This window comes from Halopseudomonas xiamenensis (genome assembly GCF_014219065.1).
GTDB lineage: Bacteria > Pseudomonadota > Gammaproteobacteria > Pseudomonadales > Pseudomonadaceae > Halopseudomonas > Halopseudomonas xiamenensis.
This window is the reverse complement of sequence record NZ_JACLGO010000015.1, coordinates 83,425-96,669: the sequence shown is the minus strand read 5'-3', so window position 1 is coordinate 96,669 and position 13,245 is coordinate 83,425. Positions and strand designations below refer to the sequence as shown.

Below are 13,245 nucleotides of genomic sequence, written 5' to 3'. Positions count from 1 at the left end.
GAACCCTGGATCATAGCCGGCATCGCCGAGGCCACGCTGGGCAATCATCCCGTGAGCTGGCAGGCGATGCGTGACGACTATCGGCTGATCCGGGAGGCCATTGCCCGGACGGTGCCCGGTTTTGATCAGTTTGAAGACCGTCTGAAGCAGCCTGGCGGCTTTCACTTGCCCAACTCGGCCAGCCAGCGCGTGTGGCGTACCAGTACCGAGAAGGCGCGTTTTTCAGCTACCTCCCTGCCGGATAGTCTGATTCACGAGAAGGTTCGGGCCAGTGGGCAGAGCCACGATCTGATCGTTCAGAGCCTGCGCTCTCACGATCAGTACAACACAACTATCTATAGCTTGAATGATCGCTACCGGGGAGTTTCGGGGCAGCGTGAAGTCCTTTTCGTTAATCAGAAGGATATCGACAGGTTGGGCTTTGAGGCGGCTCAGAAAGTAGATCTGGTTTCACTCTGGGATGACGATGTTGAGCGAAGGGTAAAAGGTTTTACGCTGCTTCCCTACGACATTCCGGAAGGGCAGGCGGCGGCCTATTACCCAGAGATCAATCCACTGGTGCCGCTGGATAGTTACGGTGTTGACAGCTTCACGCCAGCATCGAAGTTCATACCGATCAAGCTTTATCCGAGTGATTTCGGATCGAAGCACCAGTTAAGGTTTGTCCATGGATAGGTCAGTAAGTCGTTACCTGCCAGGATTTATGCGCGAAAGGCCTCGATTGGCTATGTTTATGCTTCTGGCTATCGCTGTATCAGGGTTTGGCCAGGCCTTCTTTCTCGGTTTTTGGCGCCCACATTCGTGAGGCTTTAGGCTCAAGCTTGGCAGCGGTGCTGGCATGGCCCCGGGGGCACTTCTGAAGGGAAGCGCTCCGAGGCGCGCTAATAATGGCAGAAGCGATTGGATCGTTTTACTCCGGCGACTTTTTTCGTTGCTTTTGGGAGCACTAACCTTCGCTAATGCAGCTGGCCACTATCTTGTGACCATCTGGATCGCGTACATAGGCTGCGTACACATTCGGCCCCACATCCCGAAACCCCGGTGCGCCAGCATCTGTTCCCCCTGTCTCCAGGGCACGCTTGTGGAATTCATCCACTGCGGCTCGATCCGCCGCTGCAAAGCCTACGGTCAGGCCGTTGCCTACACTGGCGACGTTGCCGTCGGCTGGTTTCAGCACTACGAAGCGCGGGCCTGCGTCGCCCCAGAGCGATGCCTTTTCCATGTTGCCGAGGTTTTCATGACCCAGTGCGCCAAGCACTGAATCGTAGAAGGTGCGAGCTCTGGATAGGTCGTTGGTACCCAAAGTGACGTGTGAAAACATAGGGCGGTTCTCCTGGTTGGGGCGCCTTGAATGGCGCTCAGTTGGTTTAAATGGGATTTCTTGGGCACGCAGCGGTTTTAGCCATCCATGCCCAGCAATGTGGTGATGTCGCGTCCCGGTTCCGCATCAGCGCCGTAGGAGAAGTCCCCCCGACGCTGGCGCTTAGCCAGTTGTTCCATCTGGTAGCGGTATCGAGTGCCAGGTGCATCGAAGCGAGAATGCAGGTCACGCCTGTCTGATTCATCCAGATAACGCTGATTCTGCGGACGTACCACCGAGTTGTCCTGGGGCTGGATGATGTAATTGATCCGCGGCATCAGATAGCGAAAGGGGGAGGGCGCAGCGGTTGTATTGAAGGTAACGTCGCAACGGGAGCGATGCCTGCCTACCGGCAGAAACGGCTGCAGATTGGGGACGTCGTAACCCGGCCGGAATCGTGGGTAGGAGATGCAGACATTACTGCGCAGATGAATATGCAGCACAGCACGGAAGTCCTGATACCTGGCGCGTACCCCGCCCACCCAGCGCATGACCGGTGCGACTGACTTCTGCGTGACCATGCGGGTTCTGGTTACTGTTTCGGACGTCCATTCGACTTCGACGACGTCGGATTCGGAGATGCCGTCGCCTATGGTATTGGCATGCAGGAAATCGGCGTGGGTGAGGTCTATGAGGTTTTCCACCGAGAGCGCCGATGAGGCGTCGAACCGGACAGTCCGCTGCGTGTAGTCCGGAATATTGCCGTCCAGGGGCAGGAAGGGGATATGGGGCAGCAACTGAATGTCCGCGTTGTCGGGGTTGCCATACCACGCCCAGATATAGCCGTAGCGTTCGATGACAGGATAGCTGCCGGAGCCTCCGGTGAAGGCGCTGCTGACGTGGCGCAGGGCTGTCAGCCGCGATGGATGGAACTCGGCCGCCTGAGGTATACCGTTTTCACGCCAGAGAAAATAAGGCTGGGAGTGGATGATCCGGCGGATTGGCCTTGAGCTCACGTCGCGACTGTGCGAGACCGGAAACCAGGTATCGTGCAGATCATAATTGACCGGAGTCCAGTCGGAGGGACGCTTGCTGCGCTGCCCTGCGACGGTGTCGGTGGTGGATACAGTGTGCATTGTGAATTCTCCTTGGGACAATCAGACGGCGGCGCGTACAGGAATCAGCGATTGATCGCGTAGCCGGTCCAAGTCACGGGAGGGTGCTACCAGCAGAGCGGCTAACGCTTCGCCATCGACATGGGAGTGCACCCGAAAAGGTGGGCGTTGTGCCCGGCGCGCTACACGCCAGCGCAGCGATGCAACGCCGCCCTCGCTTCGGTGTAGAAATCCTCGCCAACAGAGACTGGTGGTACCGCGTCGATTGGCTCCCGAGGCAATGAAAACGGTACACAGCGGCGTTTCCTCCTCGGTGAGAAGGTCGACGCGAATGTCGCCCCCGCTTACAGGAACAGCCGTACGGACGATCAGGGGATAGTCGACAACGAATTGCGGCGGCAGCATCCTGGTTGACCAGACTGCGCCTCGATCAAGAACCAGATGGTTATCCTTCAGACAGGGATCGCCGAGAAAGAAATCGGTCATCTTTACTGCGTCAAAACTGATCAGGCTGTGGGGTCCATCGAGCATTGCGGCAAGATATTCCTCGTGCAGAATACTGACGGTGGCCGCGCCGGTATATTCTCGACCTTCAGGCTCATAAGTTGCCGCAGACACCGACTCGTTCGGCTCATGTTCCCCTAACCAGACGTGAACAAATCCGTTTCGTTCGGCCACAGGGTAGGCTCGCGCAGCATATCGAGCAGGCACTCGTTCATTGGCGTGCAGGTTGGGTATCGCCGTGCAAGCGCCGCTGGCGCCGTCAAATGTCCAGCCATGGTAGCCACACTGGATTCCGCTCTCTACAACGCAGCCAAGGGATAGGGGCACGCGACGGTGGGGACAGCGGTCTTCCAATGCAAACGCCTGACCTTGCCTATCCCGAAACAGGACCAGCTCCTCGCCATTGCAGACGACTGCCAGGGGTTTTTCATTGTTTACGGCCTCGGACAAAGCCAAAGCCCACCAAGCGCTATTAGCCATCATGGTTTACCTCGTTGTTATTGTTTTGGTGTTGTTCTTGAGAGAAATGCCTGTGATCACTTTAGGCGTGGCTGGAAATATTGTCCAATAATAATAAACAGATATTTGATAAGTGTTTAAATGCGTCCCGAGGTCGGGCATCATGGCAATAGTGATTTTTTACCGTTACCCACGCGCAGGGACTCCCGCATGCCAACTGTGATTTTTAACTTTGCTGACGGTCGTCAACATACTGTAGAGGCCGTTGCAGGCCAGACACTCATGCAGGCTGCGGTTAGCAGCGGTCTGGAAGGAATTCTGGGCGACTGTGGAGGGGCGTGCCAGTGCGCCACCTGCCACATTTATATTGACCAGTCATGGCTGGACCAGTTGCCGGAAATGGATGGTATGGAAGATGACATGCTTGAAGGTACCGCTGCTCCCCGGCTTGCACAGAGCCGCCTGGGCTGTTGCGTGATCCTGGAGGCTGTGCATGAGGGCATGGTGGTGACTCTTCCACCAACACAAATCTGATGAAAAGTGGCGCGGAGCCGTCCCCGGCTCCGCGCCGGCGCGGGTCAATCGCGCTCGACTGCCAGCGCGACGCCTTGGCCACCACCGATACACAGCGTAGCCAGCCCTTTCTTGGCATCACGCCGCGCCATTTCATAGAGCAGGGTAACCAGCACACGGCAGCCGGATGCGCCGATGGGGTGGCCCAGGGCAATAGCGCCGCCGTTGACATTGACCTTTGATACGTCCCATTCCAGTTCCTTGCCGACTGAGAGGCACTGGGCGGCGAAGGCTTCGTTGGCTTCGATCAGATCCAGTTCCGCGATAGACCAGCCGGCTTTGCTCAGGCACTTCTTGCTGGCGGGCACCGGTCCGATACCCATGATCGCCGGATCCACTGCTGCGCTGGCATAGCCCTTGATACGAGCCAGCACCGGCAGATTCAACGCCTTCGCCTTGTCCGCCGTCATGAGCATGACTGCCGCTGCGCCGTCATTCAAAGTCGAGGCGTTGCCGGCGGTGACGCTGCCGTCCTTCTTGAACGCCGGACGCAGGCCTGCCAGGCTGCCTTCGGAAGTATCGGCCCGGGGTTGTTCATCGGTGTCGAAGGCAACGGGATCGCCCTTGCGCTGGGGAATCATCACCGGTGTGATTTCATCCTGAAAGCGTCCGGCACTGATTGCCGCATTGGCGCGCTGCTGGGAAAGCAGGGCGTAGGCGTCCTGATCCTCTCGGTTGACCTTATACTGGCTTGCCAGGTTTTCGGCGGTAATGCCCATGTGGTAGTCGTTGAAAGCATCGATCAAGCCATCCCTCAGCAGGCTGTCTTCGAGCTGCGCATGGCCCATGCGCAAGCCGGTGCGCGCCTTGGGCAGTACGTAGGGTGCCAGGCTCATACTTTCCATGCCGCCGGCAATGATGATCTCGGCGTCGCCACAGCGGATTGCCTGGATCGCCATGTGCACGGCCTTGAGGCCGGAGCCGCACAGCTTGTTCAGCGTCAGCGCCGAGGTGCTGAACGGCAGGCCGGCCTTGATAGCCGATTGCCGTGCCGGGTTCTGGCCACAGCCGGCGGACAGCACCTGGCCGAGGATGACTTCATCCACCTGGCTGGCGTCCAGGCGGGTACTGGCCATCAACGAGCGGATGACAGTGGCACCCAGTTCAACTGCAGGCACGTTGGCCAGCGCGCCCTGAAAACTACCGATAGCGGTGCGCGTTGCTGCGACAATGACGACGTCTTGCATGATCTTTTCTCCAAAAAAAACGTGGCTACCGCAATGGTGAGCCACGTAAAAACCTCAACGGGCAGCATTCCCGGTGCAGCTTGACCAGCTACCCCGGAAACCAGTGAAGCCTACCCCGTAGGGCGGCCTAATATTTGCTCAGGTATTGCTCGGTCAACACCGGACAGCCGGTTGCTTCCTGCAATGCCCCGATGGTGGTGCCAGGTGCCAGTTCGAGCAGTTCCAGGCCTGCTTCGGTAATGTCCAGTACGGCCAGATCGGTGATGATACGGCTGACCACACCCACGCCGGTCAGCGGCAGTTCGCACTGCTTGAGAATCTTCGGGCTGCCGTCCTTGGCGTTGTGCTCCATCAGCACAACGACGCGTTTGACACCGGCGACCAGATCCATCGCGCCGCCCATACCCTTGACCATCTTGCCGGGAATCATCCAGTTGGCGAGGTCGCCTTTCTCCGACACCTGCATTGCACCCAGGATGGCCAAGTTGATATGTCCGCCACGGATCATGGCGAAGGAGTCGGCGTTATCGAAGAAGCTGCTACCAGGCAGGCTGGTAACAGTCTGCTTGCCGGCGTTGATCAGGTCTGGATCGACCTTGTCTTCGTCCGGGAAGGGGCCAATGCCGAGCAGGCCGTTCTCGCTCTGCAGCCACACATCCATGCCTTCGGGAATATAGTTGGCTACCAGCGTAGGCAAGCCGATGCCGAGGTTTACGTAGAAGCCGTCAGACAGTTCCTGAGCAGCTCGTTGCGCCATTTGTTCGCGTGTCCAGGCCATGATCAAGCGCTCCGTGTGGTACGTTTTTCGATACGTTTTTCAGGATTGGTATTGAGCACAATCCGCTGCACGTAGATCCCCGGCAGATGAATCTGATCTGGATCGAGTGCGCCGGTTTCGACGATTTCCTCCACTTCGACGACGCATATCTTGCCAGCCGTCGCGGCGAGGGGGTTGAAGTTGCGCGCGGTCTTGTTGAACACCAGATTGCCGGATTTGTCGGCCTTCCAGGCTTTGATTAGCGCTACATCTGCGGTCAGCGAGGTTTCCATCACGTACCATTCGCCGTTGAACTGGCGGGATTCCTTACCCTCAGCAATCAGAGTGCCATAACCGGTTTTGGTATAAAAAGCCGGAATACCGGCACCACCCGCCCGAAGCTTTTCTGCAAGTGTGCCTTGGGGAGTAAATTCGAGTTCCAACTCGCCTGACAGATACTGACGCTCGAACTCCTTGTTCTCGCCCACATAGGACGACACCATCTTGCGGATCTGGCGGGATTCGAGCAGCAGCCCAAGCCCGAAACCATCAACGCCAGCGTTGTTGCTGATAACAGTGAGATGCTTCTTCTGCGTATCGCGCAAGGCTTCGATCAGGACTTCGGGAATACCGCACAACCCGAACCCGCCGACCGCCAGCGTCATGCCGTCATCGACAAGCCCGGCGAGAGCCTCCCGAGCGTTAGGATAGATTTTGTTCATTGTTATAGATGCTCCTCTTCCCGTTAAAGTCTTTCGTCATTGGTCGAGCTGATTGCTTCTGGCGTTGGCAACGCGCGAGCCGGAGGGTCGGTTCAACAAGGTGCTAATGCGGTTGCCGGCCTGAATCAGCGCGTCCAGGTCTATTCCAGTGTGGATACCCAGACCATTGAGCATGTAGAGAACGTCTTCAGTGGCGACGTTGCCGGTGGCACCCTTGGCATAGGGACACCCGCCGAGGCCGGCAACCGAGCTGTCGAATGCCTGAATGCCTTCAAGCAGCCCGGCGTAGATGTTGGCCAGCGCTTGCCCGTAGGTATCGTGAAAGTGGCCGGCCAGTTGATTACGCGGAATATGTTGCGCAACCGTTTCAAACAGATTGCGCGTGGCACCGGGCGTACCGGTGCCGATAGTGTCGCCCAGGGAGATTTCGTAGCAGCCCATGGCGTGGAGTTCGCGAGCCACGGTGGCCACCTGGCTGGCGGGTATTTCGCCGTCGTAGGGGCAACCCAGCACACAGGATACATAGCCGCGCACCCGCAGGCCGGCTTCGGCTGCGGCGCTCATGACGGGTTCGAAGCGTTTTATGCTTTCGCTGATCGAGCAGTTGATATTGCGCTGGGAAAACCCCTCAGAGGCCGCGGCAAACACCGCCACCTCGTCAGCGCCGGCGTGCAAAGCCAATTCAAAACCTTTCAGGTTAGGTGTAAGCGCCGCGTAGGTTGTACCAGCGCGCCGCTGGATCCCGGCGAATACATCCCGTGAGCCGGCCATCTGCGGAACCCACGTGGGCGAGACGAAACTGCCCACCTCGATGTAGCCCACCCCGGCGTTGCTCAGGTCGTCGATCAGACGGATCTTGTCAGTGTTGCTGACCGGCTGGGCTTCATTCTGCAGGCCGTCACGCGCGCCTACTTCGACCAGTTTGACCGAGGTGGGCAGGCTCATTGCGCTTCCTCCATTTCCACCAGCAGGGTGCCCTCGGCGATCAGCTCGCCTTCGGCGCAGAAGATTGCCTTCACCGTGCCGGCTTCGGCTGCGCGAATGCTGTGTTCCATCTTCATCGCTTCGAGCACCAGCAGTACGGCGCCAGCCTCGACCTGTTGGCCTGGCTCGACCATGACTCGCACCACGCTGCCATTCATTGGTGCCTGCAAACCGCCGGCGTGCTGATGGGAATGGTTAACTTCTGCAATCGGGTCAAACCGATCAATCCGGTGCCAGCTGTCGCGCCACTGCAGATACAGGGCACCATGGCTGATCAACACGTGATGGAGGCGAGTCTGCTGCCCCTCAGTGATCAACAGCGTCTGGGTCGTCGGACAATACGAACAACCCGTCACGTCTACGGCGGGGAAGGGCTGATCCAGCTCACCGCAACGCAGGTGCAGGCGACTCTGCGCGGGCAGCCCGGCGCGCCAGCTGGTCAGGTCAGTCCAGGGGCTGGTTTGCGCTGCGCCAGATCCAGGCGCTACCGACGAAGCGCCCGGCATTGCCAGCAACCAGGCCTTCGCTGCGGTGCGCCAGAATTGCTCATCGAGTGCTTCAGGCGCGGGCAACAATTTTTCGGTATGACGCGGAATAAAACCAGTATCCAGTTCGGCCTGGGCGAAGGCAGGGTGGGCCAGAATACGGGTCAGGAACTTCAGGTTGGTCTGCACCCCAACCACTACGGTCTCGCGCAGCATGGCCAGCAAGGACAAGCGCGCCTCTTCCCGCGTCTCGCCCCAAGCGATCAGTTTGGCGATCATCGGATCATAGAAAGGCGAGACGACGTCGCCTTCGGTAACGCCGCTGTCCACGCGGCGGCCCTCGCCAGCGGGAGGCTCGCGATACAACTGCAGAGTACCACTTGCCGGGAGAAAATCATTGTCGGTGTCTTCAGCATACAGGCGCACTTCAATGGCGTGTCCCTTCAGTGGTACCTGCTCCTGAGTCAGCGGGAGCTTTTCGCCCTGGGCCACTCGCAGCTGCCAGGCAACCAGATCCTGTCCGGTGATGGCTTCGGTCACAGGGTGCTCGACCTGCAGGCGGGTGTTCATTTCCATAAAGAAAAATTCGCCGCGGGCATCCAGCAGAAACTCCACCGTGCCAGCGCCGACATAGCCGATTGCCTGGGCGGCCTTCACCGCGGCATCGCCCATGGCCTTGCGCAGTTCGGGGGATAGACCCGGCGCAGGGGCTTCTTCAACCACCTTCTGGTGTCGGCGCTGGATCGAACAGTCGCGCTCGTTCAAATACACGGCATTGCCGTGCTGGTCGGCAAACACCTGGATTTCCACGTGACGGGGCTGTAATACGTACTTTTCCACCAGCATGCGCGCATCGCCGAACGAGGACTGGGCCTCCCGTTGCGCTGATGCCAGGGCTTCAGCCATATCCACCTCGCGCTCAACCACCTTCATGCCCTTACCGCCGCCACCCGCGGTGGCCTTGAGTAACACCGGATAGCCGATGCGCTCAGCAGCTGTTACGAAGGTCTGCAGATCCTGTTCGTCACCATGATAACCAGGCACCAGTGGTACCCCGGCCTTTTCCATTAAGGCTTTGGCTGCTGATTTGCTGCCCATGGCATCGATGGCGGAGGCAGGCGGCCCGACGAAGATCAAACCCTGCTCCTCGCAGGCACGGGCAAAACCGGCATTCTCGGACAGAAAGCCGTAGCCGGGATGAATCGCCTGGGCACCACTGGCGTGGGCTGCGGCGAGAATCTTGTCAACCAGCAGATAGCTGTCCGCTGGTTTCGCGCCACCAAGGCCGATCGCTATGTCGGCTTGCAGGACATGCTGCGCCTGACGGTCAATGTCACTGTGTACGGCGACAGTGGTAATGCCCATCTCTCTGGCGGTGCGCATGATCCGGCAGGCGATTTCGCCGCGGTTGGCGATAAGCAGGGTATTGATCATTTTTATTCATCCCACATCATGGCGAAGTTGTATTTTGTTCACTGTCTTTAGTATCGCTGCCATGCCGGCTTGCGTTTTTCAAGAAAGGCGCGCAGGCCTTCCTGGCCCTCTACGCTGACCCGAATGCCAGCAATAGCGGCTTCGGTATAACTGCGCACTTCTGCGGTCAATTCGCCGTGCTTGACGGTCTGCATCAGAGCCTTGGTCGCGCTCATGGCCTGAGGGCTGTTCTGTAGCAGGTTGTTGACCCAATCCTGTAGCGCTACGTCCAGCTGCTCTGTCGGATAACATTCGGCGAGCAAACCCAGTTCCCGCGCCCGTTCGCCGCTGAAACGCTCGGCGGTCATTGCGTAGCGGCGCGCCGCCCGCTGGCCGATAGCCTGCACCACGTAAGGACTGATAACGGCGGGAAGCAAACCGATACGCACCTCAGAGAGACTGAACAGGCTGTCGCTGGTGCCAATCGCGATATCGCAGCAACTGATCAAACCCAAGGCGCCACCAAAGGCGGCGCCTTGAACCACTGCCAAGGTCGGCAGGCTGAGCTGCGCCAGGCTGGCCATCAGTTGTCCCAGTTCCTGGGCGTCTCTCAGGTTCGCCGGATAATCAAGCTTGGCGCATTCGTGCATCCAGGCCAGGTCAGCGCCTGCAGAGAAATGCTTGCCGCGCCCACGCAGCAGGAGAAACCGCAGCCCTGCTGCGGCCTGAACCTTGTCCAGGGCAGTCAGCAACTCGCTGATCATCTCCGCATTGAAGGCGTTGTTGCGCTCTGGCCGGTTCAGCCACAGAGTGGCTACGCCGTTGTCGCTGTATTCGAGTTCGATTGTCTTGAAGCTGGTCATGGCTCTCTCAATCCCTGTTGTGGCAATCGGCCGCCCGCGCGAAGCGGCAGCTGAAGCAATCACATCCTGAACACTCCGAAGCGTGTCGGTAGGATAGGCGCGTTCAGTGCGGCGGATATCGCCAGTCCAAGTATGTCGCGGGTCTGCGCCGGGTCGATTACCCCGTCGTCCCACAGCCGCGCACTTGAATAGTAGGGGTGGCCCTGCCGCTCGTACTGATCGAGAATCGGTTTGCGCAGCGCCTGTTCCTGCTCGACGCTGAAGGTCTCGCCAGTGCGCTCAGCCTGCTCATGCTTCACCTGCACCAGCACGCCAGCTGCCTGCTCGCCGCCCATTACCGAGATGCGCGCATTAGGCCACATCCACAGAAAGCGCGGATCATAGGCCCGGCCACACATGCCATAGTTGCCGGCTCCGAAACTGCCGCCAATGATCACAGTGAACTTGGGAACCTGGGCGCAGGCTACGGCGGTCACCAGCTTGGCGCCGTGCTTGGCGATGCCGCCCGCCTCGTATTTCTGCCCAACCATGAAGCCAGTGATGTTTTGCAGGAACAGCAGCGGGATGCCGCGCTGGCAGGCCAGTTCGATAAAGTGCGCGCCTTTCTGCGCGGACTCGGCGAAGAGGATGCCGTTGTTCGCCAAGATTGCCACTGGATGTCCATGAAGATGGGCAAAGCCGCAGACCAGCGTGGTGCCGTACAACGCCTTGAATTCATCGAACTGGCTATCATCGACAAGGCGTGCGATCACTTCGCGCACGTCGAAGGGTTGTTTTGCATCGGCTGGAATGATGCCATACAGTTCTTCGTTGGCGTAACGTGGGCTGATCGGTACACGGCAGTTCAGTTCACCCTGCTTGCGCCAGTTCAGATTGGCCACGCAGCGGCGGGCCAGGGCTAGGGCGTGCTCATCGTTCTCGGCATAATGATCGGCTACACCGGAGGTTTTGCAGTGAACATCAGCGCCGCCAAGATCCTCGGCGCTGACCACCTCTCCGGTGGCGGCTTTGACCAGAGGCGGGCCGGCTAGAAAAATAGTCGCCTGGTTGCGCACCATGATCGCTTCGTCGGCCATCGCCGGCACATAGGCACCGCCAGCGGTACAGGAGCCCATGACCACGGCAATCTGCGGGATGCCCTGAGCGCTCATGTTGGCTTGGTTGAAGAAGATGCGTCCGAAGTGTTCGCGGTCGGGGAATACCTCATCCTGGCGTGGCAGGTTGGCGCCCCCAGAATCGACCAGATAAATACACGGAAGACGGTTCTGCTGGGCAATGGTTTGCGCGCGCAGGTGTTTTTTTACCGTCAGCGGGTAATAGGAGCCGCCTTTGACTGTCGCGTCGTTGGCGACAATCATGCATTCGATACCTTCTACACGGCCGATACCGGTAATCAAACCAGCGGCAGGTACCTCTTCGCCATAGACATCGTGAGCAGTCAGTTGTCCGATCTCCAGAAACGGCGAGCCCGGGTCGAGCAGCGCATCAATACGCTGGCGGGGTAGCAGTTTGCCGCGCGAAAGATGACGCTCCTGGGCTTTGGTGCCACCGCCCTCTACGACATGCGCCAGTAGCCTGTGCAAGTCGGACACGAGTGCCTGCATCGCCGAGCAGTTAATGGCATATTCCGGCGTGTTGCGGTTGATTTGACTGTTGAGAATACTCATGGATGCATCTCTTTTTATAGGTGCGCTTCAACGGGTCTCGTTGAACAATTCACGACCGATCAGCATGCGCCGAATTTCGCTGGTGCCTGCGCCAATCTCGTACAGTTTTGCATCACGCCAGATGCGGCCGGTAGGGTAGTCATTGATATAACCATTCCCGCCGAGAATCTGGATTGCTTCACCGGCCATCCAGGTGGCTTTCTCTGCGGTATAGAGAATCACACCCGCACAATCCTTCCGGACCTGACGGGCATGTCCGCTACCCATGGCATCGAGATACTTGCCGACGCTGTAAAGATAGGCGCGACATGCCTGCAGCGTGCTGTACATATCAGCGACCTTGCCCTGGATGAGCTGGAACTCGCCGATGCTCTGGCCGAACTGCTTGCGGTCATGTATGTAGGGCGTGATGATATCCATCGACGCCTGCATCAGGCCCATTGGGCCACCGCTCAGGACAGCGCGTTCGTAATCCAGGCCGCTCATTAGCACCTGGGTGCCTTCGCCCAGGCCGCCGAGAATGTTCTCTTCCGGGATTTCAACATTGTTAAACACCAGCTCGCCGGTGTGCGAGCCGCGCATGCCGAGCTTGTCGAGCTTCTGCGAAACGGAGAAGCCAGGGGTATTGGTATCCAGAATGAAGGCGGTCATGCCTTTGGCACCGGCGGCGGGATCGGTCTTGGCGTAGACCACCAGCACATGGCAATCAGGACCGTTGGTGATCCACATCTTGGTGCCGTTCAATACGTAGCGGTCGCCTTTTTTGTCGGCGCGCAGTTTCATCGAAACCACATCAGAGCCGGCATTCGGCTCACTCATTGCCAGGGCACCGATGTGCTCGCCGGAGATCAGCTTGGGCAGGAATTTCTGCTTCTGTGCTTCGCTGCCGTTGCGGTGAATCTGGTTCACGCACAGGTTCGAGTGGGCACCATAGGACAGACCAATGCCGCCGGCTGCGCGGGAAATTTCTTCCATGGCGATCATGTGTGCCAGGTAGCCCATGCCCGAGCCGCCGTATTCTTCGGCTACGGTAAGGCCAAGCAGGCCCATGTCGCCGAATTTGCGCCACAGATCCATCGGAAACTGGTCGGTGCGGTCAGCTTCGGCGGCACGTGGTGCGATTTCCTTGGCCGCAAAGCCGGCAACCGAATCACGTAACATGTCGATGTCTTCACCAAGGAAGAAGTCCAGCCCGGGTATAGCGCTCATATCGTTC

The 13,245-nt window shown here is 58.8% G+C and carries 12 protein-coding genes and 1 pseudogene; 2 read left to right on the top strand and 11 right to left on the bottom strand.

Annotated features, from left to right (window positions below):
• Nucleotides 1-675 (top strand): annotated as a pseudogene (locus H6X51_RS11705) (CbbBc protein); the annotation flags it as partial.
• A gap of 271 nt (nt 676-946) precedes the next feature.
• On the opposite strand, the gene H6X51_RS11700 reads toward H6X51_RS11705, so the two are convergent.
• The 3 genes from H6X51_RS11700 to H6X51_RS11690 all read right to left on the bottom strand — a co-directional run bounded on the left by H6X51_RS11700 (nt 947) and on the right by H6X51_RS11690 (nt 3,402).
• Complete coding sequence (locus H6X51_RS11700) at nt 947-1,321, bottom strand: VOC family protein (protein ID WP_185267667.1); 375 nt, start codon at nt 1,319-1,321, stop codon at nt 947-949.
• A 77-nt stretch (nt 1,322-1,398) separates the two neighbouring features.
• Nucleotides 1,399-2,436: an aromatic ring-hydroxylating dioxygenase subunit alpha gene (locus H6X51_RS11695; protein ID WP_185267666.1), complete on the bottom strand. Its 1,038-nt coding sequence runs from the start codon at nt 2,434-2,436 to the stop codon at nt 1,399-1,401.
• Nucleotides 2,437-2,457: 21 nt separating this feature from the next.
• Nucleotides 2,458-3,402, bottom strand: coding sequence for a Rieske 2Fe-2S domain-containing protein (locus H6X51_RS11690; protein WP_235991318.1), 945 nt, complete (start codon nt 3,400-3,402; stop codon nt 2,458-2,460).
• Nucleotides 3,403-3,588: 186 nt separating this feature from the next.
• Between H6X51_RS11690 and H6X51_RS11685 the strand changes: the two genes are divergently transcribed.
• Complete coding sequence (locus H6X51_RS11685; RefSeq protein WP_185267665.1) at nt 3,589-3,912, top strand: 2Fe-2S iron-sulfur cluster-binding protein; 324 nt, start codon at nt 3,589-3,591, stop codon at nt 3,910-3,912.
• Between the two features lie 44 nt (nt 3,913-3,956).
• Here H6X51_RS11685 and H6X51_RS11680 read toward each other — a convergent pair whose 3' ends face one another.
• The 8 genes from H6X51_RS11680 to H6X51_RS11645 form a co-directional block, all read right to left on the bottom strand.
• Nucleotides 3,957-5,138 carry an acetyl-CoA C-acetyltransferase gene (locus tag H6X51_RS11680; protein ID WP_185267664.1) on the bottom strand — a complete coding sequence of 394 codons (1,182 nt, stop codon included), beginning with the start codon at nt 5,136-5,138 and terminating at the stop codon, nt 3,957-3,959.
• Nucleotides 5,139-5,265: 127 nt separating this feature from the next.
• Nucleotides 5,266-5,916 (bottom strand): CoA transferase subunit B, encoded by a 651-nt coding sequence (locus tag H6X51_RS11675; RefSeq protein ID WP_185267663.1) that lies wholly within the window; start codon nt 5,914-5,916, stop codon nt 5,266-5,268.
• 2 nt (nt 5,917-5,918) lie between these two features.
• A complete protein-coding gene (locus H6X51_RS11670) occupies nt 5,919-6,617 on the bottom strand; it encodes a CoA transferase subunit A (protein WP_185267662.1) in 699 nt (232 codons plus the stop codon).
• A gap of 36 nt (nt 6,618-6,653) precedes the next feature.
• Complete coding sequence (locus tag H6X51_RS11665) at nt 6,654-7,562, bottom strand: hydroxymethylglutaryl-CoA lyase (protein ID WP_074779716.1); 909 nt, start codon at nt 7,560-7,562, stop codon at nt 6,654-6,656.
• Complete coding sequence (locus tag H6X51_RS11660; protein WP_074779714.1) at nt 7,559-9,520, bottom strand: acetyl/propionyl/methylcrotonyl-CoA carboxylase subunit alpha; 1,962 nt, start codon at nt 9,518-9,520, stop codon at nt 7,559-7,561. Before H6X51_RS11660 ends, H6X51_RS11665 begins: the two co-directional genes overlap by 4 nt.
• 47 nt (nt 9,521-9,567) lie before the next feature.
• Entirely contained in the window at nt 9,568-10,362 is a 795-nt protein-coding gene (locus H6X51_RS11655; protein ID WP_074779712.1) for a gamma-carboxygeranoyl-CoA hydratase, read from the bottom strand.
• Nucleotides 10,363-10,421: 59 nt separating this feature from the next.
• Nucleotides 10,422-12,029, bottom strand: coding sequence for a carboxyl transferase domain-containing protein (locus H6X51_RS11650; protein WP_185267661.1), 1,608 nt, complete (start codon nt 12,027-12,029; stop codon nt 10,422-10,424).
• A gap of 27 nt (nt 12,030-12,056) precedes the next feature.
• Complete coding sequence (locus H6X51_RS11645; RefSeq protein ID WP_185267660.1) at nt 12,057-13,238, bottom strand: isovaleryl-CoA dehydrogenase; 1,182 nt, start codon at nt 13,236-13,238, stop codon at nt 12,057-12,059.
• Nucleotides 13,239-13,245: the final 7 nt, after the last annotated feature.

Bases quoted from the DNA above. Each gene is read 5' to 3' on its own strand.
- H6X51_RS11700 (WP_185267667.1), bottom strand. From the start codon at position 1,321: ATGTTTTCACACGTCACTTTGGGTACCAACGACCTATCCAGAGCTCGC.
- H6X51_RS11695 (WP_185267666.1), bottom strand. From the start codon at position 2,436: ATGCACACTGTATCCACCACCGACACCGTCGCAGGGCAGCGCAGCAAG.
- H6X51_RS11690 (WP_235991318.1), bottom strand. From the start codon at position 3,402: ATGATGGCTAATAGCGCTTGGTGGGCTTTGGCTTTGTCCGAGGCCGTA.
- H6X51_RS11685 (WP_185267665.1), top strand. From the start codon at position 3,589: ATGCCAACTGTGATTTTTAACTTTGCTGACGGTCGTCAACATACTGTA.
- H6X51_RS11680 (WP_185267664.1), bottom strand. From the start codon at position 5,138: ATGCAAGACGTCGTCATTGTCGCAGCAACGCGCACCGCTATCGGTAGT.
- H6X51_RS11675 (WP_185267663.1), bottom strand. From the start codon at position 5,916: ATGGCCTGGACACGCGAACAAATGGCGCAACGAGCTGCTCAGGAACTG.
- H6X51_RS11670 (WP_185267662.1), bottom strand. From the start codon at position 6,617: ATGAACAAAATCTATCCTAACGCTCGGGAGGCTCTCGCCGGGCTTGTC.
- H6X51_RS11665 (WP_074779716.1), bottom strand. From the start codon at position 7,562: ATGAGCCTGCCCACCTCGGTCAAACTGGTCGAAGTAGGCGCGCGTGAC.
- H6X51_RS11660 (WP_074779714.1), bottom strand. From the start codon at position 9,520: ATGATCAATACCCTGCTTATCGCCAACCGCGGCGAAATCGCCTGCCGG.
- H6X51_RS11655 (WP_074779712.1), bottom strand. From the start codon at position 10,362: ATGACCAGCTTCAAGACAATCGAACTCGAATACAGCGACAACGGCGTA.
- H6X51_RS11650 (WP_185267661.1), bottom strand. From the start codon at position 12,029: ATGAGTATTCTCAACAGTCAAATCAACCGCAACACGCCGGAATATGCC.
- H6X51_RS11645 (WP_185267660.1), bottom strand. From the start codon at position 13,238: ATGAGCGCTATACCCGGGCTGGACTTCTTCCTTGGTGAAGACATCGAC.